This is a genomic window from Streptococcus mitis, assembly GCF_002005545.1.
GTDB classification, from domain to species: domain Bacteria; phylum Bacillota; class Bacilli; order Lactobacillales; family Streptococcaceae; genus Streptococcus; species Streptococcus mitis_I.
Map to the genome: position 1 here is coordinate 553,619 of NZ_LBMT01000001.1, position 20,390 is coordinate 574,008.

The 20,390-nt window shown below is 40.3% G+C and carries 21 protein-coding genes; 16 read left to right on the forward strand and 5 right to left on the reverse strand.

The annotated features are described in order from the left end of the window. Window positions 1-13: 13 nt before the first annotated feature. The 13 genes from QS39_RS02765 to QS39_RS02825 all read left to right on the forward strand — a co-directional run bounded on the left by QS39_RS02765 (window position 14) and on the right by QS39_RS02825 (window position 9,676). On the forward strand, window positions 14-1,261 hold the full coding sequence (locus QS39_RS02765; RefSeq protein WP_077804570.1) for an MFS transporter: 1,248 nt from the start codon (window positions 14-16) through the stop codon (window positions 1,259-1,261). 77 nt (window positions 1,262-1,338) lie between these two features. Next, window positions 1,339-2,619, forward strand: coding sequence for a histidine--tRNA ligase (gene hisS / locus QS39_RS02770; protein WP_077804571.1), 1,281 nt, complete (start codon window positions 1,339-1,341; stop codon window positions 2,617-2,619). A gap of 50 nt (window positions 2,620-2,669) precedes the next feature. Next, window positions 2,670-3,083: a hypothetical protein gene (locus QS39_RS02775; RefSeq protein WP_226373101.1), complete on the forward strand. Its 414-nt coding sequence runs from the start codon at window positions 2,670-2,672 to the stop codon at window positions 3,081-3,083. Window positions 3,084-3,092: 9 nt separating this feature from the next. Continuing rightward, the gene (locus tag QS39_RS02780) at window positions 3,093-3,299 is read left to right on the forward strand and encodes a helix-turn-helix transcriptional regulator (RefSeq protein WP_001176227.1); all 207 of its coding nucleotides are present in this window, start codon (window positions 3,093-3,095) and stop codon (window positions 3,297-3,299) included. After that, window positions 3,299-3,487: a hypothetical protein gene (locus QS39_RS02785; protein WP_001031934.1), complete on the forward strand. Its 189-nt coding sequence runs from the start codon at window positions 3,299-3,301 to the stop codon at window positions 3,485-3,487. Before QS39_RS02780 ends, QS39_RS02785 begins: the two co-directional genes overlap by 1 nt. Next, the gene (locus QS39_RS02790) at window positions 3,474-3,671 is read left to right on the forward strand and encodes a hypothetical protein (RefSeq protein ID WP_077804573.1); all 198 of its coding nucleotides are present in this window, start codon (window positions 3,474-3,476) and stop codon (window positions 3,669-3,671) included. Before QS39_RS02785 ends, QS39_RS02790 begins: the two co-directional genes overlap by 14 nt. Beyond that, entirely contained in the window at window positions 3,668-4,414 is a 747-nt protein-coding gene (locus tag QS39_RS02795; RefSeq protein WP_077804574.1) for a DUF3169 family protein, read from the forward strand. The genes QS39_RS02790 and QS39_RS02795 overlap by 4 nt, the downstream gene beginning before the upstream one ends. Before the next feature lie 10 nt (window positions 4,415-4,424). Further along, window positions 4,425-5,249 (forward strand): ABC transporter ATP-binding protein, encoded by an 825-nt coding sequence (locus QS39_RS02800; protein WP_077804575.1) that lies wholly within the window; start codon window positions 4,425-4,427, stop codon window positions 5,247-5,249. Further along, complete coding sequence (locus QS39_RS02805) at window positions 5,242-5,940, forward strand: ABC transporter permease (RefSeq protein WP_077804576.1); 699 nt, start codon at window positions 5,242-5,244, stop codon at window positions 5,938-5,940. The genes QS39_RS02800 and QS39_RS02805 overlap by 8 nt, the downstream gene beginning before the upstream one ends. 9 nt (window positions 5,941-5,949) lie before the next feature. After that, the gene (locus QS39_RS02810; RefSeq protein ID WP_000771203.1) at window positions 5,950-6,591 is read left to right on the forward strand and encodes a CPBP family intramembrane glutamic endopeptidase; all 642 of its coding nucleotides are present in this window, start codon (window positions 5,950-5,952) and stop codon (window positions 6,589-6,591) included. A 17-nt stretch (window positions 6,592-6,608) separates the two neighbouring features. Further along, window positions 6,609-6,839: a membrane protein gene (locus QS39_RS02815; RefSeq protein ID WP_000832193.1), complete on the forward strand. Its 231-nt coding sequence runs from the start codon at window positions 6,609-6,611 to the stop codon at window positions 6,837-6,839. Window positions 6,840-6,993: 154 nt separating this feature from the next. Further along, entirely contained in the window at window positions 6,994-8,757 is a 1,764-nt protein-coding gene (aspS, locus tag QS39_RS02820; RefSeq protein ID WP_077804577.1) for an aspartate--tRNA ligase, read from the forward strand. Then, window positions 8,735-9,676 (forward strand): YitT family protein, encoded by a 942-nt coding sequence (locus QS39_RS02825; RefSeq protein WP_000806276.1) that lies wholly within the window; start codon window positions 8,735-8,737, stop codon window positions 9,674-9,676. The genes aspS and QS39_RS02825 overlap by 23 nt, the downstream gene beginning before the upstream one ends. Window positions 9,677-9,705: 29 nt before the next feature. Here QS39_RS02825 and QS39_RS02830 read toward each other — a convergent pair whose 3' ends face one another. The 5 genes from QS39_RS02830 to QS39_RS02855 form a co-directional block, all read right to left on the reverse strand. Next, a complete protein-coding gene (locus QS39_RS02830; RefSeq protein WP_033675771.1) occupies window positions 9,706-10,692 on the reverse strand; it encodes a LacI family DNA-binding transcriptional regulator in 987 nt (328 codons plus the stop codon). Window positions 10,693-10,701: 9 nt separating this feature from the next. Then, window positions 10,702-11,502: a DUF1189 domain-containing protein gene (locus QS39_RS02835; RefSeq protein ID WP_077804578.1), complete on the reverse strand. Its 801-nt coding sequence runs from the start codon at window positions 11,500-11,502 to the stop codon at window positions 10,702-10,704. Between the two features lie 297 nt (window positions 11,503-11,799). Then, window positions 11,800-12,642, reverse strand: coding sequence for a sugar ABC transporter permease (locus QS39_RS02845; RefSeq protein WP_001065647.1), 843 nt, complete (start codon window positions 12,640-12,642; stop codon window positions 11,800-11,802). A 1-nt stretch (window position 12,643) separates the two neighbouring features. Then, window positions 12,644-13,936: a carbohydrate ABC transporter permease gene (locus QS39_RS02850; RefSeq protein WP_180374989.1), complete on the reverse strand. Its 1,293-nt coding sequence runs from the start codon at window positions 13,934-13,936 to the stop codon at window positions 12,644-12,646. Between the two features lie 109 nt (window positions 13,937-14,045). Beyond that, on the reverse strand, window positions 14,046-15,317 hold the full coding sequence (locus QS39_RS02855; protein WP_077804580.1) for a maltodextrin ABC transporter substrate-binding protein: 1,272 nt from the start codon (window positions 15,315-15,317) through the stop codon (window positions 14,046-14,048). A gap of 486 nt (window positions 15,318-15,803) precedes the next feature. Here QS39_RS02855 and malQ point away from each other — a divergent pair, with 486 nt between their 5' ends. The 3 genes from malQ to QS39_RS11495 all read left to right on the forward strand — a co-directional run bounded on the left by malQ (window position 15,804) and on the right by QS39_RS11495 (window position 20,055). Continuing rightward, complete coding sequence (gene malQ / locus QS39_RS02860) at window positions 15,804-17,321, forward strand: 4-alpha-glucanotransferase (protein WP_077804581.1); 1,518 nt, start codon at window positions 15,804-15,806, stop codon at window positions 17,319-17,321. Between the two features lie 25 nt (window positions 17,322-17,346). After that, on the forward strand, window positions 17,347-19,605 hold the full coding sequence (gene glgP, locus QS39_RS02865) for a glycogen/starch/alpha-glucan family phosphorylase (protein ID WP_000950155.1): 2,259 nt from the start codon (window positions 17,347-17,349) through the stop codon (window positions 19,603-19,605). 243 nt (window positions 19,606-19,848) lie between these two features. Further along, window positions 19,849-20,055: a hypothetical protein gene (locus tag QS39_RS11495; RefSeq protein WP_077804582.1), complete on the forward strand. Its 207-nt coding sequence runs from the start codon at window positions 19,849-19,851 to the stop codon at window positions 20,053-20,055. Window positions 20,056-20,390 lie beyond the last annotated feature (335 nt).

A 20,390-nucleotide genomic window follows, 5' to 3' on the forward strand; every position in this document is an offset into this window, starting at 1 on the left:
AGGGAGATTACCAATGAAACTATTGTTTAGAAATCAAGCTTATCGACTCTTGACTTTGTCACGCTTCTTCAATGCTTTTGGTGCTTCGATTTTTAACCTGGTATTTATCGTCTATGCATCGACCTTACCACAAGCCTCCTTTGCTGTTGCTATGGCGAATATTGTCATGCTTCTTCCGACTCTCTTTACAGTTTTTGTAGGGATTCGGGCAGATTACACGAGAGCCAAGGTCAAATGGATGGTCTATAGCGGTTTGTTTCAGGCGGTTTTATTTTTTCTGGCAGCCCTAGTTGTCCAGCAAGCTAGTCTATTTGCCTTTTCTAGCTTGTGTTTAATCAATGTCATTAGTGATGTCATCAGTGATTTTGCAGGTGGCTTGCGCATGCCTCTTATTAAGGAAAAAGTAGCTGAAGAGGATTTGATGGAGGCTTATTCTTTTTCCCAGTTCATCACCTATATTTCAGCTATTGGTGGTCAAGCTTTTGGAGTATGGCTCTTAGGTTTATCGGTCAACAATTTTTCCCTCGTTGCGGGAATCAATGCCTGTTTTTTCCTCGTATCAGCCTTTGTTCTCTTTCTAGGAAGAAGTAAATTAAGCCTGTCAATGTCAGCTGCTGATGGTGAAAACCTAAAAAATGAGAAGCTTTCTATCAAAGACCAGTTCCTAACAATTTACCGAAATTTACGCCTTGTTTTTCTTAAAGGTGGACAGAAAAACTTTGGATTCATGATCTTTGCTGTCTTGCTTATCAATGCCTTGGGTGGTTCCTTAGGAGGCATCTACAATATCTTCTTTTTGAGCCATTCTCCCTTGAATTTTTCTTACACAGAGGCGTTATTTATCAGTCAAGTCGGTGCTTTAGTAGCAGTCATCATCAGTAGCCTTACGGGCAATGATTATTTTGGGAAGCAGTCCCTGCCTAGATTGATGATGTGGGCTACCGTAGGGCTCACTCTAATTGGTCTGGCTAACGTATTCAATCAAGTCGTACTTGGTTTGCTATTTCTCTTTTCAACTCTATATGTGTCTGGTAAAGTTCAACCAAAGATTAGTGCCATGCTCATGAAAAATCTAGCTCCAGAGGTTCTAGCTCGTACCAGTAATTTTTTAGGTCTCTTGTTTACCTTATCCATACCTGTGGGAACAGCCTGTTTTTCACTTGTAGCCGTATGGAATATACAGTTGACTTGGATGCTATTTGTTGGTCTTTCCTTGCTAGCTATTCTTTTGACAGTTATTAATCTCAAAAATGATATCTAAATCCTAATTTTATTCTCACTGTTTTAATCCCTCTATTTATGGTAAAATAAGACTATTAAGTTTAAAGAGGATTCCCTATGAAATTACAAAAACCAAAAGGAACGCAGGATATTTTACCTGCTGAATCTGCCAAGTGGCAGTACGTTGAGGGCTTTGCCCGTGAAATTTTCAAGCGCTATAACTATGCAGAAGTGCGCACGCCTATTTTTGAGCATTACGAGGTTATCAGTCGCTCTGTCGGAGATACAACGGATATCGTAACCAAGGAAATGTACGACTTTTATGACAAGGGTGACCGTCATATTACCCTCCGTCCAGAAGGAACAGCGCCCGTTGTCCGTTCCTATGTGGAAAATAAACTTTTCGCCCCAGAAGTGCAAAAGCCAAGTAAGTTCTACTACATGGGCCCTATGTTCCGCTATGAGCGTCCACAGGCAGGGCGTTTGCGCCAGTTCCACCAGATTGGTGTTGAGTGTTTTGGCTCTAGCAATCCAGCTACCGATGTGGAAACAATCGCGATGGCAGCCCATTTCTTGAAAGAAATCGGCATCCAAGGTGTCAAATTGCACCTCAACACTCTTGGAAATCCTGAGAGCCGTGCGGCCTACCGTCAAGCCTTAATTGACTATTTGACACCGCTCAAGGAGACCTTGTCTAAGGATAGCCAACGTCGTTTGGAGGAAAATCCTCTCCGTGTCTTGGACTCTAAAGAAAAAGAAGACAAGGTAGCAGTAGAGAATGCGCCGTCTATCTTGGATTTCCTTGATGAAGAAAGTCAAGCTCATTTTGATGCTGTCCGTCAGATGTTGGAAAATCTTGGAGTAGACTATATCATCGATACCAATATGGTGCGTGGTCTGGACTATTACAACCACACCATTTTCGAGTTTATCACAGAGATTGAGGGCAATGACTTGACAGTCTGTGCAGGTGGTCGTTACGATGGTTTGGTTGCTTACTTTGGTGGCCCTGAAACTGCTGGCTTTGGTTTTGGACTTGGTGTAGAGCGCCTGCTTCTCATTCTTGAAAAGCAAGGTGTGGCTCTCCCTATCGAAAACGCCCTAGATGTCTATATCGCAGTCTTGGGTGATGGAGCAAATGTCAAGGCCTTGGAGTTGGTACAAGCTCTTCGCCAACAAGGCTTCAAAGCAGAGCGTGATTACCTCAACCGTAAGCTCAAAGCTCAATTCAAGTCAGCCGATGTCTTTGCGGCTAAGACCCTCATCACCCTAGGAGAGAGCGAAGTCGAAAGCGGACAAGTAACGGTCAAGAACAACCAAACCCGAGAAGAATTGCAAGTGTCACTTGAGACAATCAGCCAAAACTTCTCAGAAATCTTTGAAAAACTAGGATTTTAATAACAGAAAGACTGGTCAGGAACCCAATCCTGACCTTTTTCTTTTGCAAAATGACAAAAATAATAAACTTTTTGACAAATATGCTTGTCAAAAAGAAAAAGATGTGTTACAATATAAGCAAGTTAAGAGAAAAGGAGAAAGGAACGATTATGTGGGCATTAGGATTTGTACCTCTTGTGATTATGTATTATATCTACCATTCCCAAAAGGTCAAGAAACTAGAGAATAAAATCAAAAGAATTGAGCAAAAACAGAAAGGAAATAAAGAAATGTCAAGAATTTTAAAAGAATTGATTGGGAAAACACCGACAATCGTTGGACAAGTTTTTGGAACAGACAACTGGGAAGTTGTAGATGTAGATGAGGAATGGGTCAAGCTACGTCGTGTTGATAAAAAGGGAAAAGAAAAATTCAAACTACAACGCATTGAGGATATCCAAACCGTTGAATTTGACGGAGAGTAGGTGTGTAACATGCAACTAAAAAATCGTCTAAAAGAGCTGCGGGCTCGCGATGGCCTCAATCAAACCGACCTAGCTAAGCTAGCAGGGGTTTCCAGACAGACCATTAGTCTACTAGAACGGGATGAGTACACCCCATCCATTATCATTGCCCTGAAAATATCTCAAATTTTCAACGAAACAGTCGAATCGGTATTTCGTTTGGAGGAGGACGAGTGATGAATAAGTTTAAAGTGATTTATTACATGAGTGTTCTTGCCCTCATTGTGAATGCTTTCGCTATGATTGGAACATTACTGGGGTGGTTCTATTTTGTTGAAAGTAAGTATTTGTTTTGGCTTAATTTAGCCCTCGTGTCCATTTTCAATCGGTTGAAGAAAAAGGAGAAAAATGATGAACAAGTATAAAGTGGTTTATTATGTAGTTGCCATAGCTTTATTAGTCAGCGTATTTCTATTGATTGGGATGGACTTAGGCTGGTTTAATCCCTATCAAAGTGACCAATTTATTTGGGCCTACTTTGCTCTTATCCCAGTCGTTGACTGGATTGAAAAGAAATCCAAAAATCTAGCAAGTGAAAAAGGAGAATGAATATGAAAAAGAAAAATAAACGTGTCTTGTTATTTTTAATTCCTGTTGTCTTAGGAGCTTTCTTGTATATGTTTGTAGATATGTTGAAGGCTGGTGCCGAATCCCATGGAATTATTTTAGATGTAAAAGTCTTGATACCATGGCTATCAGCCATTTGTTTACTATTAGGTTTCGTTGGCATTGTTTTGACGTTCAATTTCTTAAAGAAAAGCAGAAAATTTCACTCCTTGTATCAAGAGGAAATGGATGATGATCTGAATGAAACCTATTATGTGCAAATGTATCGTGATCTTGAGTTTGGAAACATTACTTCTAACATTACAAGTGTAGCGATTTTATTGGCTCTTGTCATCTCAGGTAGTGAAGTAATTGTACTCGATGTAAGTCGTATAACATTTTCCCTTTCCTTTTTGGAATTAGTGCTGTTCTTGCAGAGTCAAAAATATCTTTCTAAAACAATTGCGATTGTTCGTCAGTTTGATTTGGAACTTTTCGCTACACCAAAGGATGTATTGGACTATATCAATTCTTACGATGAAGGCGAGCGTCAGGCTAATTTGGAACAGAGTTTTCGGATTTTATTCCAATTAAATCAGTATGTCTTACCAGGCTTATATATTTTTCTTTTTATCATTTCTGTCTTGACAGGAGAGATTCAGCTACTAGCCTTCTTGCTTGTAGGAGCAATCCATGTTTATATCAATGTGATGCAGTTACCTATGGTAAAACGCTATTTCAAATAAAGGAGTTTCTATGATTCGTGTTGAAAATGTAAGCAAAAGTTTTGGGAGCAAAAAAGCTCTTCACCAGATTTCTTTTGAGATTAAGGAAGGTGAGATCTTTGGTTTTCTTGGGCCTTCTGGTTCAGGTAAAACAACCATGATCAATGTCTTAACAGGTCAGTTGGCTGCAGATCAAGGTAACACAGTTTTGTTAGGCAAGAACTCTCAAGATTTAACTTCAAATGATTTGGAACAAATCGGTATAGTTAGTGATGGCAGTGGTTTTTATGAAAAGATGAGTCTTTACAAAAATCTTCTCATCTATGCTAAGTTATATGGTCTCAAGTCAGACAGAGTAAATCAGGTGCTCCAACAGGTTGGATTGGCAGATGCTAAAGATATTATCGCAGAAAAACTATCTACAGGAATGAAACAACGAATGTTCTTGGCTCGTGCCCTTCTGAATGCTCCTAAGATTCTCTTTCTAGATGAGCCAACCAGTGGCTTAGACCCTACAACATCTAAGATGATTCATACCCTACTACAAGAATTAAAGCATGCGGGGACAACTATCTTTTTGACCACGCATGATATGCATGAAGCAACTCTGCTTTGTGATCGCTTATCTCTTTTGAATAAGGGAAACTTAATAGAGTATGGAAGTCCGCAAGATATTATCCAGAAGTACCATGTGGATAAGAAAGTACGTGTGGTTTATAATGATGGACGAGAACAGATAGTTCCATTTGAAGAATTGCCACATTTAGACACGACAGATTTGATGGTGGTTCACTCTTGTGAGCCGACTTTAGAAGATATCTTTATCAGATTGACAGGAGAAAAGTTAGATGTTTAGAAAATTAAATGCCCTACTATGGTTAAGATTACAAGTCCTTATTAGCAATTCATCTTTGTTGGCGACTCTATTGTTTCCTTTTGGACTGACTGTTTTATATAATGAATTTTTAAATAAGAATGGACAATTGAGCCTATTTTTTCTATCTGCTAGCTTGACGATGGTCTTGAGCATGGGAAGTGGTTATATGGTATCGATTATGATGGCAGAAGATAAGGAAAAACGAAATCTTAAATCACTCCTCCTAAGTGGTGTGACAGCAACAGAATATACTTTCAGTATGCTCGTTCTCCCTATTCTGATAATGTTACTTGCTATGATTGTGCTTCCCATCTATCTTAAAGTAGATCTATCAGGTTATTTAGTTGCCTACGTTATCTATTTGCTCCTAGCAACTATTAGTATTATTTTTCTCAACCTTCTAATTGGTGCGGTGTCAGATACTCAATCTAAAGCGCAAGTTTATAGTATCTTCCCTATATTAATTGTCTCTTTTTTACCTATGATTGCTTCTCAAAATGATACGGTTCAAAAAGTGTTGGATTACTCGTTCGTTGGTCCTATTGTAAATCTTTTAAATAAAAAAGGTGGGGAAATATCTTTTTCTAACATCGGTATGTTACTTGCCTGGGTACTTGTGTTAGGAATAGCGAACCTCTTTGTATTGAAAAATAGCTATAAAGCAAGATAGGAGAACTTTATGAAACTACTTAAAAACCTTGGCTGGTTTCTTCTAGCCATTCTATCCTTTTTATTCATCTATGGCTTCATTCAGGTGCTCGCGACTACGTCGCTTGCCTTAGGCGCTTCACCCTATGCTGTGACCTTGCTCTATGTGGCCTTGGCTGGAGTTTATGTGTACGGCATTTACAAATGGTATCAGAAAGGTCCTGTTCGTATTGAGAAGAGTGGCTTCAACCGATTTATTTGGCTTCCTGCCTTGGTTTGGTTCTTATCTCTGGTTGTCCAGTTTTTCTTGCCAAATGATCCTTCAGTAAATCAGCAAATAGCGATAGACTTGACCTTGTCTCAACCACTTTTCTCATTCTTTGCGGTCGTTATTTTTGCTCCTTTGACGGAAGAACTTATCTTTAGAGGGATGCTGGCACGCTATCTCTTTCCTAAGCAGGACAATAGTAAACAAACTCTGATTTTTCTTCTGGTATCCAGTGTTCTGTTTACCTTGATTCATTTCCCAGGTGATGTGCAACAATTTTTTGTCTATTTTAGCCTTGGTTTTAGTTTGGGATTGGCCTATATTAGCAGAAAAGGTCTGGTCTACAGTATTTCTCTCCACGCTTTGAATAATTTAGTCGGCTTTTTGATGATACTCATGCTATAATAGAGTCAGGAGGTCACATGAAACGAGTAATTTTATTAGCAGTGATTCAAGCAGTCGTTCTATTTTTCATCATTGGGGGATTAGCTTATGCCTTCAAAGGTGATTTCTTCTATAGCCACCTAGCAGTGGTCTTTGCCCCTATTGCTGGTATCTGGCGTTTTGGGACAGCTTACACAACGGAGATTGTCTTGCCTCGAAAGGCAGCTGAAATTGCTGAAAAGCGTAAAGCAGGCAAAAATTCAAAATAAAAGAGTCCGGTGAAGTTCATCGGATTTTTGTATGTGCGTTAATTTTTAGGGACTTTACCTGATTTTTAAAGTCAGGCAAACTTTTCTGATGATTTTCATGAAGAGCCTGCGCTTTTATGGTAAAATAGTAACAGAATAAAAGAGGAGAGAAAACATGAAACGTAGTATGTATGCTGGTCGTGTTCGTGAGGAACACATCGGACAAGAAATGACCTTGAAAGGATGGGTTGGCCGTCGTCGTGACCTTGGTGGTTTAATCTTTATCGATCTTCGTGACCGTGAAGGAATCATGCAGTTGGTTATCAATCCTGAAAAAGTATCTGCAGAGGTTATGGCAACAGCTGAAAGCCTTCGTAGCGAATTTGTTATCGAGGTGACTGGACAGGTCGCTGCGCGTGAGCAAGCCAATGATAAGTTGCCAACTGGTGCAGTTGAGTTAAACGTGACAACTCTGACAGTGCTTAATACAGCTAAAACAACACCATTTGAGATTAAAGATGGCATTGAGGCCAATGACGATACACGTTTGCGTTACCGTTACCTTGACCTGCGTCGTCCAGAAATGTTGGAAAATCTTAAACTTCGTGCTAAGGTGACCCACTCTATCCACAACTACTTGGATGAGTTGGAGTTTATCGACGTGGAGACACCATTCCTTTCTAAGTCAACTCCTGAAGGGGCGCGTGACTATTTGGTGCCGTCTCGTGTTAATAAAGGGCATTTTTACGCTCTTCCTCAAAGTCCACAAATCACGAAACAGCTCTTGATGAATGCTGGTTTTGACCGTTACTACCAAATTGTTAAATGTTTCCGTGACGAGGACTTGCGTGGTGACCGCCAGCCTGAGTTTACTCAGGTCGACTTGGAAACGTCCTTCCTTACTGAGCAAGAAATCCAAGATATCACAGAAGGCTTGATTGCGCGCGTGATGAAGGAAACAAAAGGAATTGAGGTAACTCTTCCATTCCCTCGTATGAAATACGATGACGCTATGGCTCTTTACGGTTCTGACAAGCCAGATACTCGTTTTGACATGTTGCTTCAGGACTTGACAGAAGTGGTCAAAGGTGTAGACTTTAAAGTCTTTTCAGAAGCACCTGCTGTAAAAGCCATTGTGGTCAAAGGCGCTGCGGACAACTATTCACGTAAAGACATCGACAAGATGACGGAAGTAGCCAAACAGTACGGTGCCAAAGGTCTTGCTTGGGTCAAGGTAGTTGATGGAGAACTAAACGGACCAGTTGCCAAGTTCTTGACAGGCATCCAAGCAGAATTGACAACAGCGCTTGCACTTGAAGATAAGGACCTCGTTCTCTTTGTGGCGGATACGCTTGAAGTGGCCAATGCAACTCTTGGTGCCCTTCGTGGACGTATTGCCAAAGAGCTTGGTTTGATTGACAATGATAAATTCAACTTCCTTTGGGTGGTTGATTGGCCAATGTTTGAATGGTCTGAAGAAGAAGGTCGCTACATGAGCGCCCACCATCCGTTCACCCTTCCACAGGAAGAAACAGCTCACGAATTAGAAGGTGATTTGGCTAAGGTTCGTGCCATTGCTTACGATATTGTCTTGAACGGTTATGAGCTTGGTGGTGGTAGCCTTCGTATCAACCAAAAAGACCTTCAAGAACGTATGTTTAAGGCTCTTGGTTTCTCAGCTGAAGAAGCAAATGACCAGTTTGGCTTCCTTCTTGAAGCCATGGACTATGGTTTCCCACCACACGGTGGCTTGGCTATCGGGCTTGACCGATTTGTCATGCTCTTAGCAGGAGAAGAAAATATCCGTGAAGTCATTGCCTTTCCTAAGAACAACAAGGCAAGTGACCCAATGACACAAGCTCCTTCAACAGTAGCTCTCAAACAACTAGAGGAACTCAGCTTACAAGTAGAAGAAGATGAAACAAGCAAAACGAATTAAGCGGTGGCGCTATTATCTGCGCCGCTTTGCTCATCAGATAAAAATTTTACGTGTCTTACAAAGCATCTCTCGTGAAAAATACGATGAGAAGATTTCGGCTTCTCTGGTCTATGGTTTTTTATCAGCAGTAGCGGTCAATTTCTTTTTCCAACCAGGTCATGTGTATTCGAGTGGTGCGACAGGTCTGGCACAGATTATCTCTGCCTTGAGTAATCACTGGTTTGGTTTTCATATTCCGATTTCGCTGACCTTCTATGCCATTAATTTTCCTTTGATGGTCTTGGCTTGGTATCAGATTGGCCATAAGTTCACCGTCTTTACCTTTATCACGGTATCTATGAGTTCCTTCTTTATCCAGTTTGTCCCTGTGGCGACCTTGACGGAGGATCCCATTATCAATGCCCTTTTTGGGGGTGTTGTCATGGGCTTGGGGATTGGTTTTGCTCTTCGCAACAATATCTCCAGTGGTGGGACGGATATTGTCAGTCTGACCATTCGCAAGAAAACAGGTAAGAATGTCGGTAGTATTTCTTTCTTGGTAAATGGGACCATCATGCTGATAGCAGGTTTGACCTTTGGTTGGAAATACGCTCTCTACTCTATGATTACCATCTTTGTCTCTAGCCGTGTGACAGACGCTGTCTTTACCAAGCAAAAACGGATGCAGGCTATGATTGTGACCAATCATCCAGATAAAGTAATTGAGAAAATCCATAAAAAATTGCACCGCGGAGCAACCATGATCCACGATGCAGAAGGAACCTATAATCACGAGAGAAAGGCAGTTTTAATTACTGTCATTACACGTGCAGAGTTTAATGAATTTAAACAGATTATGAAACAGGTGGACCCAGGCGCCTTTGTCTCTGTATCGGAGAATGTTCATATTCTGGGACGATTCGTTGAAACAGAAAATTAGTGACTAAAAAAACCAGCGCGAGCTGGTTTTTATTTTTCGATAATTTTGTGGGCGATTAACTGACGGTAACAAATTTGTTTATTGCTCTTAGCGTCGTTGATAATCTGAAGAATCGTTTCAAATGATGTTTGACCAAGTTCTAGGCTATTGATATCGACATAGGCTGCCAAGTTGAGCTTGGGATTGACTGAGTCGAAGCTGAGAACAGGGACATCTAGCTGGTGCTTAGCGATGTAGTCACAGACCCCTTCAGCTAGGAGGCTATCAGTTGTGATGATAGCATCAATCATAGGATCGTGTTTAAACAAACGCTTACTGAATTGATAACCTTTTTCTTCTAGGAATTCGTTCGCAAAATAGGTCAAGTTACTATCAAGAGGCAGTTGGTACTGTTTGAGTGCTGACTCATAGCCTGTTAAACGGTCTTGTGTTACGAAGAGTCTCTTAGTCCCTCCAATAAAGGCAATTCGTTTGCAGCCTTTTTTGATGAAATATTCAGTCGCATCAAAGCCAGCTTGAACGTTGTCATTATCGACAAGTGGAATGAAGGGGGACAGAGATTTTCCGAGGATGAGGAAGGGGAACTGCTCATCAGCCACCAGTTTGACTAAAGGATCTTCCTCTTCGGCATAAAGGAAAATTAAACCGTCTACACGTTTACCATAGACCATTTGTGAGATGGCAGTAAGACGCTCCTTCTCATCTTTCCCTGTTGCTATCTGAATGGCATAGTGGTTTTCAGATGCGACTTGAGAGATGCCGCGTAGGACTGATGGAAAGAAAGGATTCTGGTAGAAGGCATCTGAATCATCAGGAAGAACTAAGCCGATAACTTGCGTATAACTGCTTACCAAACTGCGAGCATTGAGGTTGGGGTGGTAATTGAGTTCCTTCATAGCCTTGCGAACGCGTTTTTTAGTTTCGTCGCTAATGGTTGATTTATTTTGAATAACACGGGTTACGGTTGAAGGCGAAACACCAGCAGCCTTGGCCACATCTTTAATCGTAACGGGCATAAAAATCTCCTATTTATGGTAATCTGGATCACGGAAATGCGTTTTATAAAAGATAGTGACCAGATAAAGGACAAAAAGAATGTTTTGTATAGTGATGAGGTTTGACATATTTTGGCCAAACAATCCCAAAATAAGCGTAATCAGAGTCGGCAATCCTAAACAGTTCAAGATAAAATGGTAGCACTCTTTAAAGGTCCTAAATGAAAAGAGGCGTGATTTCTTAGTGATATAAAGGAGAAGACTAGCTCCTAGAGAGACGATAAAGAAATTCAAACCAAAGAGGAAGCTTGCACCGAGAACTAGGAAGAGACTGATATAGACACGATTTTGTTGGTACCAGTCTTTAGAAATCGCTTGGGTCAAGCTGTCTTTGCTTTTGAAACTCTCGGTCTGAATGGCTCGGTAAGAAATGCGGGTCAGTTCCTTACCTTCCTTACTGATGACTAGCTCATTCGTATCGAAATGCAGTTGCAAGTCCTTAGGCAATTCCTTGCTTTGACTTGGACCGATTAAAAGAGAAGGGGCTTGACTAGCTGTTCCTGTATAAGTTAATTTACCATCAACAATTGCAGCATGCTCAGAGAGATCCTGGACAACCTCATCTGTCAATGGTTCATAGACATTATCGATAAAGGTTTCTAGCGGATAAGTCTCCTGAGAGCTGTTTTGAATGGCAATGGGTACCATAGACAAGCTGATAAGGAAGATACTGGTAAAGAGAAGTTGAAACCAGTTGAGTCCGAAACGTTTGGACAGGGGCTTACGAAATCCCCAAATACTTGAAAAATAGGAAAATGGATATGGAAGCATAGGTATCTTTCTAAAAGGTGTTTTCTATATGAGTATTATTATATAGAGAAATGCGCTTTATTTCAAGTCTAGGAGAAAAATTGCTTGTTGCAAGAATATTATTTACAGTAGCAATCGCTAATACTCAATGAAAATCAAAGAGCAAACTAGGAAGCTAGCCGCAGGTTGTTCAAAACACTGTTTTGAGGTTGTGGATAGAACTGACGAAGTCAGTAACCGTACTACGGCAAGGTGAAGCTGACGTGGTTTGAAGAGGTTTTCGAAGAGTATAAAATGAAAAAGGGTGGCGGGGATATATTATCCCTTGTCGCCACCACTTGTAAGTCCTGAAACAAAGTTCTTTTGTAGGAAGAAGAAGAGAATACAGATTGGAAGGGCAATGAGGATAGCACCTGCTGAGAAGTAGGCAATCTTCAAGTTTTTCACATTGCTAACGAAGGTTTGGAGACCTACGGCAACAGTAAAGTATTCTTTCTCACGAAGCAAGAAACTAGAGAGGATATAGTCTCCAAAAGGTCCCATGAAGGCCCAGAGAGCTTGTACGGCAACCATTGGGCGAACAAGTGGAAGAACAATTTGCCAGAAGCGGCGGAAGTGTCCTGCACCGTCTAGTTTTGCAGATTCGTCTAGAGACATTGGCACTGTATCGAAGTAGCCCTTCATGAGCCAAGCATTCATCGGGATACCACCACCAACGTAGAGGAAGATGAGGAACCAGCTGTGGTTAAGGGCGTTCAACATAAGTGCCATAACGAAGAAGGCTGTCAAAGCGGCCATGGTTGGCACCATTTGGATAATCAAGAAGAAGACCAAACTTTGTTTACGAGCCAAGAAGTTGTAACGGCTGTAAGCATAACCAGCAAGTACGATAATACTTGTTTGAACAGCCATAGTAATTAAGGCGATAATCAAAGTGTTGAGGTACCAAGTACCGTACAAGGTTTCAGTGAAGAGGCCTTTAAAGTTATCAAAATTGAGGTCGATATTAGTATCTAGTTTAAAGGCTGAGACGTTACCTGCTTTAAAGGCTGACATGATGGTAATCAAAAGTGGATAGATAATCACGATTGATAGGCCAATTAAGTAGAGGTAAGTAAGGGTTTGAGTCAGTCTACGTTTGAGTTTAATTGAGTTATTCATCTTAGACGTCCTCCATATCAAATGCGTGTAGTTTCTTGAATGCGATCATAGAGATTGAGATGACAATGATAGAGATAATCAAGGTAACAGCTGCCGCCATTGAGTATTGAGGAGATGTACCTGTTGTCAAACGGTAGATCCATGAGATCAAGATATCGGTTGAACCAGCTCCACCTCCGACACTACCAGGTCCTCCACCATTGAAGAGGTACATGATAGAGAAGTTGTTAAAGTTGAAAGTGTATTGGCTGATCAAAGTAGGTGCCGCAACGGCCAAGATCATTGGGAAAGTGATGTTGCGGAATTTTTGCCAAGCATTGGCACCGTCAATATAAGCTGCTTCGTAAAGGTCGTTAGGGATAGATTGTAAGATACCTAAAGTCAAAACGTAGATGTATGGGAATCCAAGCCAACCTTGCATCATAATCAAGGCAACCTTTGTCCAAGTTGGATCTGTTTTCCAAGGAATAAGAGCACCATCAAGGAAAGGAAGGAATTTAGCCAAGATTGGCAAGACTTGAGTGTTGATAGCACCGACACTATCATTAAACATATTTGAGAATGTCAAGATAGTGATGAAGGCTGGGACAGCCCAAGGAAGAAGGAAAATAACACCAAAGATACGTTTTCCTTTGATAAATGGTTGGTTAGCAATGATAGCTGTGAAGATACCGATTACGATTTGTAAAGTTGAGGCAGCCAAAGCCCAGATGATAGTCCAAGAAAGAACGGAACCGAAGGCAGAACGGAAGGTACTCAAACTCCAGATGTTCGTAAAGTTGGTCAAACCAACCCAGTCCAACAATTTGTTTGGTGGCAAGTGTTGGAAGTCGTAGTTGGTAAAGGCGATCATCAAGGTTACGATAACTGGGAAGATAATCGCAAAAGTCATGGCAACATAAGATGGAATAATCAAGAGGTAAGGGAAGCCATTTTCATAGATTCCTTTGACCATTTCTTTAAAGGTAAGTGCTACTGGTATGCCATTGTTAATGTGTTTGGCAGTTGTATGTGCATCTTTGATATTTGCGAAATAAAAGAGTACATAAACAACTACAAAGATTAAATGGAAGGCACCGCGAATCAACATAAAGAGGGAATTGTCACGACCTGGTTTGTCACCAAGAGTGATGAGATTGCTCAATTCAGGGGCTGCAAGTGCTAGGAAGTAGAGGACAAATACAAGGGTTACACCAAGGAAGATAAAACCTTTGGCTTTTTGTTTATTGTAAATCTGTCCTAACCCAGGAATGATAGACAGCAGGGCTGCTTTACTAGGTTGTTGCTTTTCCATAATAACTCCTTTCATAGGATACTGGTTTCTAGATAAAACCTAAACTATTTGTGTTTTCGTTGATAAATTCAAAGGGGGATTTGATTTCCACCCCCCTTGAACAAATTTCTTATTCACCAAATTTTTGTTTGATTGTTTCTTTGATCAATGTTACAGCATCGTTAGCTGCTGTTTTAGCATCTTTCTTGCCACTTACAGCATCAAAGAGCATATTTTTCGCTGGATCCCAAACCGCAGACATTTGAGAGATGTTTGGCATTGGTTGAGCGTTCTTGAACTGTTTGATAACAGCAGTTGTCAACTCATCGTTTTTACCTTCAGCGTATGAACGAGCCTCAGTGTTAGCTGGGATTTCGTTAGTCTTATCGTATAATACTTTTTGTTGTTCAGTTGAAACAAGGAAGTCTACAAATTTTTGAGAAGCTTCAAGGTTCTTAGTGGCTTGAGGGATGACCCAAGCTTTACCACCACCAAATGCAGCATATTCTTTTCCGTTTGGAAGAGTTGGGATAGTCGCAACACCGTAGTTTACTTTAGCATCTTTGAAGGCTTGAGCTTTCCAAGGTCCGTCGATGATAGCGGCTGTTTTACCTTCTTGGAAATGAGTTTGGATTAAGTTACCAGCACCTTCAGTATCTTGCATACCTTTAGGCCATTTTTCATACCAAGATTTAGCGTACTCTATACCTTTGATAGCGCCGTCGTTGGCAAGACCGATGTCTTTAGCGTCTTTACCGTTTTGACCGAATACGTAAGCGCCGTTACCAGCAAGAAGTCCGTATGCATAGTAGAAGTTTGTCCAGTCAGCTAGGAAAGCAGAAGTTTTTCCATCTTCTCCAGCGAAGGCATATTTGCTATCTTTAGCAAGGTTTTCTAAGTCAGCAAAAGTTTTTGGAGCTTCTTTTATCAAGTCTTTGTTGTAGTACATAACAAGTGACTCGATAACGGCAGGAGCACCGTAAACTTTACCATTAGCAGCTGTTACAAGAGATTTAGTTGTGTCGTCTGTTTTAGCACCATCGCTCAATTTCACTTCTGAAAGTTGTCCGTCAGAACCAAGGCTACCTACACGGTCGTATGGAGCCATCATAATATCAGGGACATTACCAGATTGGTTGTCAAGAGAAAGTTTATCAAGACCTCCTAGAGCATCACCAGTTTTAAGAGTGATTTTTACTCCAGCTTCTTTTTCATAAGCTTTAGCAACCTCTTCAATATAGCTCTTATATCCCTCGTCTACATATACAGTGAGTTCTTTTGCTTCAGATGAACCAGAATCAGCAGGCTTATCAGCAGTTTTGCTTCCGCAAGCTACCAAAAGCAAGCTAGCAAGTGTAACAGTTCCAAGCACAGCAGTGCTCTTCATGAATTTAGATGACATAGTGTATTCCTCCTAAAGAATAACAAATTTTATAATGAGGAAACGCAAACGTTTTCCTTTATGGGACTAGTATAGCACAAATAGAAAACGGTTGCAAGTGTTTTTTGTAAAAATTTTAAAAAAATTTCACGGGAATGGTAAGCGTTTTATTTATTTATAATAGAAGAAAAGTCAGAAAATATATTTTCACGATTTTACTGAAATTATTTAGGGAAACGATTGCCTAAATTTTGAACAAAAAATAAATTGCTCTAGACCAAAAGTAGACTAAGTTGCCCCTTCTATTTGTAGTTGAAGAAGATTTTGCAAATAGAAAAGAAAAAATGTATATGTATACATAAATAAGGACAAGTTTTTTTAAAAAATAATCAAAAAGTTTTTTTAAAACCGCTTGCAATTATTCCAAAAATGAAGTATACTTATATTAACGCAAACGTTTGCGCCCAAAAATGAAAAATTAAACTACAAATACACGAGGTGTTGTTTATGAAAAAACGTCAAAGTGGTGTGTTGATGCACATCTCTTCTCTCCCAGGAGCCTACGGAATCGGATCATTTGGTCAAAGTGCTTACGACTTCGTTGATTTCTTGGTTCGCACAAAACAACGTTACTGGCAAATCCTTCCACTAGGAACAACTAGTTACGGAGACTCTCCTTACCAATCTTTCTCAGCCTTCGCAGGGAATACTCATTTTATCGATTTAGATATCTTGGTGGAACAAGGTTTATTGGAAGCAAGTGACCTTGAAGGAGTTGACTTTGGTAGCGATGCGTCTGAAGTTGATTATGCTAAGATTTACTATGCACGTCGTCCTCTTTTAGAAAAAGCGGTGAAACGTTTCTTTGAAGTCGGAGATGTTAAAGATTTTGAGAAATTTGCTCAAGACAACCAATCATGGCTTGAGCTCTTTGCTGAGTATATGGCTATCAAAGAGCATTTTGAAAATCTTGCTTGGACTGAATGGCCAGATGCTGATGCTCGTGCTCGTAAAGCTTCAGCACTTGAAAACTATCGTGAGCAATTGGCAGACAAGTTGGTTTACCACCGTGTGACTCAGTACTTCTTCTTCCAACAATGGTTGAAATTGAAAGCTTACGCTAACGACAACCACATCGAAATCGTTGGGGACATGCCAATCTACGTAGCGGAAGATTCAAGCGATATGTGGGCAAATCCACATCTCTTCAAGACAGATGTCAACGGTAAGGCAACTTGTATCGCAGGATGCCCACCCGATGAGTTTTCTGCAACTGGTCAGCTTTGGGGGAACCCAATCTATGACTGGGAAGCAATGGATAAAGACGGATACAAATGGTGGATTGAACGCTTGCGTGAAAGCTTCAAAATCTACGATATCGTTCGTATCGACCACTTCCGTGGTTTCGAATCTTACTGGGAAATCCCTGCTGGTTCCGATACAGCAGCACCTGGTGAGTGGGTGAAAGGTCCGGGCTACAAGCTTTTTGCAGCCGTTAAGGAAGAACTTGGTGAGCTAAACATCATCGCAGAAGACCTTGGCTTCATGACAGATGAAGTTATTGAGTTGCGTGAACGTACTGGCTTCCCAGGAATGAAGATTCTTCAATTTGCTTTCAATCCAGAAGACGAAAGTATCGATAGCCCACACTTGGCACCTGCTAACTCAGTTATGTACACAGGAACACACGATAACAACACGGTCCTTGGTTGGTACCGTAACGAGATTGATGATGCGACTCGTGAGTACATGGCTCGCTATACTAACCGTAAAGAATACGAAACAGTTCCACACGCTATGCTTCGTACAGTCTTTTCATCAGTTAGCTTCATGGCAATTGCAACTATGCAAGATTTGCTAGAATTGGATGAGACAGCTCGTATGAACTTCCCATCTACCCTTGGTGGAAACTGGTCTTGGCGTATGACTGAAGATCAATTGACACCAGCCGTCGAGGAAGGCTTACTTGACTTGACAACAATCTATCGACGAATTAATGAAAATTTGGTAGAATTAAAGAAATAATACAATATCAGGAGACACCTTAAACATGTTATCACTACAAGAATTTGTACAAAATCGTTACAATAAAACCATTGCAGAATGTAGCAATGAAGAGCTTTACCTTGCTCTTCTTAACTACAGCAAGCTTGCAAGCAGCCAAAAACCAGTCAACACTGGTAAAAAGAAAGTTTACTATATCTCAGCTGAGTTCTTGATTGGTAAACTCTTGTCAAACAACTTGATCAACCTTGGTCTTTACGACGATGTCAAAAAAGAACTTGCTGCTGCAGGTAAAGACTTGATCGAAGTTGAAGAAGTTGAATTGGAACCATCTCTTGGTAATGGTGGTTTGGGACGTTTGGCTGCCTGCTTTATCGACTCAATTGCGACTCTTGGTTTGAACGGTGACGGTGTTGGTCTTAACTACCACTTTGGTCTTTTCCAACAAGTTCTTAAAAACAACCAACAAGAAACAATTCCAAATGCATGGTTGACAGAGCAAAACTGGTTGGTTCGTTCAAGCCGTAGCTACCAAGTACCATTTGCAGACTTTACTTTGACATCAACTCTTTACGATATTGATGTTACTGGTTATGAAACAGCAACTAAAAATCGCTTGCGTTTGTTTGACTTGGATTCAGTTGATTCTTCTATTATTAAAGATGGTATCAACTTTGACAAGACAGATATCGCTCGCAACTTGACTCTCTTCCTTTACCCAGATGATAGTGACCGTCAAGGTGAATTGCTCCGTATCTTCCAACAATACTTCATGGTTTCAAACGGTGCGCAATTGATTATCGACGAAGCAATCGAAAAAGGAAGCAACTTGCATGACCTTGCTGATTACGCAGTTGTACAAATCAACGATACTCACCCATCAATGGTTATTCCTGAATTGATCCGTCTTTTGACTGCTCGTGGTATCGAACTTGACGAAGCAATCTCAATCGTTCGTAGCATGACTGCCTATACTAACCACACAATCCTTGCTGAAGCCCTTGAAAAATGGCCTCTTGAATTCTTGCAAGAAGTGGTTCCTCACTTGGTTCCAATCATCGAAGAATTGGACCGTCGCGTGAAAGCAGAATACAAAGATCCAGCTGTTCAAATCATCGATGAGAGCGGACGTGTTCACATGGCTCACATGGATATCCACTACGGATACAGTGTTAACGGGGTAGCAGCACTCCACACTGAAATCTTGAAGAACTCTGAATTGAAAGCCTTCTACGACCTTTACCCAGAAAAATTCAACAACAAAACAAACGGTATCACTTTCCGTCGTTGGCTCATGCATGCTAACCCAAGACTATCTCACTACTTGGATGAGATTATTGGAGAAGGTTGGCACCATGAAGCAGATGAGCTTGAAAAACTTTTGTCTTATGAAGACAAAGCAGCTGTCAAAGAAAAATTGGAAAGTATCAAGGCTCACAACAAACGTAAATTGGCTCGTCACTTGAAAGAACACCAAGGTGTGGAAATCAATCCAAACTCTATCTTTGATATCCAAATCAAACGTCTTCACGAGTACAAACGCCAACAAATGAACGCTTTGTACGTGATCCACAAATACCTTGACATCAAAGCTGGGAACATCCCTGCTCGCCCAATCACAATCTTCTTTGGTGGTAAAGCAGCTCCAGCCTACACAATCGCTCAAGACATCATCCACTTGATCCTTTGTATGTCAGAAGTGATTGCTAACGATCCAGCAGTAGCTCCACACTTGCAAGTAGTTATGGTTGAAAACTACAACGTTACTGCAGCAAGCTTCCTTATCCCAGCATGTGACATCTCAGAACAAATCTCACTTGCTTCTAAAGAAGCTTCAGGTACTGGTAACATGAAATTCATGTTGAACGGAGCTTTGACTCTTGGTACTATGGACGGAGCTAACGTGGAAATCGCTGAGTTGGTTGGTGACGAAAACATCTACATCTTTGGTGAAGATTCAGAAACTGTTATCGATCTTTACGCAAAAGCAGCTTACAAATCAAGCGAATTCTACGCTCGTAAAGCTATCAAACCATTGGTTGATTTCATCGTTAGCGATGCAGTTCTTGCAGCTGGAAACAAAGAGCGTTTGGAACGTCTTTACAATGAATTGATTAACAAAGACTGGTTCATGACTCTTCTTGACTTAGAAGATTACATCAAAGTCAAAGAGCAAATGTTGGCTGACTACGAAGACCGTGACGCATGGTTGGATAAAGTTATCGTTAACATTTCTAAAGCAGGATTCTTCTCATCTGACCGTACAATCGCTCAGTATAACGAAGATATCTGGCACTTGAACTAAGATACAAATTTATACTAATACATTTTGTAAAAAAGCGAGTTTCGATTGAAATTCGCTTTTTTGAATGCTGTGGATTTGGGTCAATCTTGTCTAAAAATAGGGAAATCCTAGATACAGTGAAGGATTTAAATACTGGTTTTTACTGTCTTCAACCTCATGTTTCTTCTTAGTTGATTACCTCGTATTCCTTGTATTCGCTTACATAAAGTATTATAATATGATTATAGGAAAGAAGGTGTTTTTATGTGGAAAAAATATTTTTCAAAATATAGATGGACTGATTTATTTTGGATTTTATTTATCATTTTGACCTGCCTCTATATAGGTAACCATGATTTGTTTCCTCTCAATCATCAAGAAATCTCTTTTCGTGGTAGCTTGTGGGGGTTGGTACTGGCCTTATATCACTTACTGTTCATTGATAAGTTTGTTATTTCGAATCGAAAATAAAGATTAGAACTATGCTTGACTGCCTACTTTTATGATTGATTTTGGAGGGAAGATTTTGTCTCTGTTATTCATTATTTTAAATTTATCTATTTTGTACAAGATCTATTCTTTGAGGCGGGAGAAATCGAAATACTTGATTTATACGGCCTATATCATATTTGGGGTAAATGTACTATATGGTATTCAATGGTTATTAAGAGAACTGATTTCAAATATTTCCACTTAATATGTATGGAAACTATAATAAAACGCATAAGATTAAGGTTTTTGTGAGTACCTGTTCTTATGCGTTTTTGTAATATTGAAGATTTTCGGTAAGTTGTCTACCTTTGGGA

Excerpts from the sequence above, each read along its gene's own strand:
- QS39_RS02780 (WP_001176227.1), top strand. The coding sequence starts at position 3,093 with ATGCAACTAAAAAATCGTCTAAAAGAGCTGCGGGCTCGCGATGGCCTC.
- QS39_RS02775 (WP_226373101.1), top strand. The coding sequence starts at position 2,670 with ATGACAAAAATAATAAACTTTTTGACAAATATGCTTGTCAAAAAGAAA.
- QS39_RS11495 (WP_077804582.1), top strand. The coding sequence starts at position 19,849 with ATGTGGAAAAAATATTTTTCAAAATATAGATGGACTGATTTATTTTGG.
- QS39_RS02855 (WP_077804580.1), bottom strand. The coding sequence starts at position 15,317 with ATGTCATCTAAATTCATGAAGAGCACTGCTGTGCTTGGAACTGTTACA.
- QS39_RS02835 (WP_077804578.1), bottom strand. The coding sequence starts at position 11,502 with ATGCTTCCATATCCATTTTCCTATTTTTCAAGTATTTGGGGATTTCGT.
- hisS (WP_077804571.1), top strand. The coding sequence starts at position 1,339 with ATGAAATTACAAAAACCAAAAGGAACGCAGGATATTTTACCTGCTGAA.
- QS39_RS02790 (WP_077804573.1), top strand. The coding sequence starts at position 3,474 with ATGAACAAGTATAAAGTGGTTTATTATGTAGTTGCCATAGCTTTATTA.
- malQ (WP_077804581.1), top strand. The coding sequence starts at position 15,804 with ATGAAAAAACGTCAAAGTGGTGTGTTGATGCACATCTCTTCTCTCCCA.
- QS39_RS02805 (WP_077804576.1), top strand. The coding sequence starts at position 5,242 with ATGTTTAGAAAATTAAATGCCCTACTATGGTTAAGATTACAAGTCCTT.
- aspS (WP_077804577.1), top strand. The coding sequence starts at position 6,994 with ATGAAACGTAGTATGTATGCTGGTCGTGTTCGTGAGGAACACATCGGA.
- QS39_RS02830 (WP_033675771.1), bottom strand. The coding sequence starts at position 10,692 with ATGCCCGTTACGATTAAAGATGTGGCCAAGGCTGCTGGTGTTTCGCCT.
- QS39_RS02785 (WP_001031934.1), top strand. The coding sequence starts at position 3,299 with ATGAATAAGTTTAAAGTGATTTATTACATGAGTGTTCTTGCCCTCATT.
- QS39_RS02765 (WP_077804570.1), top strand. The coding sequence starts at position 14 with ATGAAACTATTGTTTAGAAATCAAGCTTATCGACTCTTGACTTTGTCA.
- QS39_RS02800 (WP_077804575.1), top strand. The coding sequence starts at position 4,425 with ATGATTCGTGTTGAAAATGTAAGCAAAAGTTTTGGGAGCAAAAAAGCT.
- QS39_RS02810 (WP_000771203.1), top strand. The coding sequence starts at position 5,950 with ATGAAACTACTTAAAAACCTTGGCTGGTTTCTTCTAGCCATTCTATCC.
- QS39_RS02850 (WP_180374989.1), bottom strand. The coding sequence starts at position 13,936 with ATGGAAAAGCAACAACCTAGTAAAGCAGCCCTGCTGTCTATCATTCCT.
- QS39_RS02845 (WP_001065647.1), bottom strand. The coding sequence starts at position 12,642 with ATGAATAACTCAATTAAACTCAAACGTAGACTGACTCAAACCCTTACT.
- glgP (WP_000950155.1), top strand. The coding sequence starts at position 17,347 with ATGTTATCACTACAAGAATTTGTACAAAATCGTTACAATAAAACCATT.
- QS39_RS02815 (WP_000832193.1), top strand. The coding sequence starts at position 6,609 with ATGAAACGAGTAATTTTATTAGCAGTGATTCAAGCAGTCGTTCTATTT.
- QS39_RS02795 (WP_077804574.1), top strand. The coding sequence starts at position 3,668 with ATGAATATGAAAAAGAAAAATAAACGTGTCTTGTTATTTTTAATTCCT.
- QS39_RS02825 (WP_000806276.1), top strand. The coding sequence starts at position 8,735 with ATGAAACAAGCAAAACGAATTAAGCGGTGGCGCTATTATCTGCGCCGC.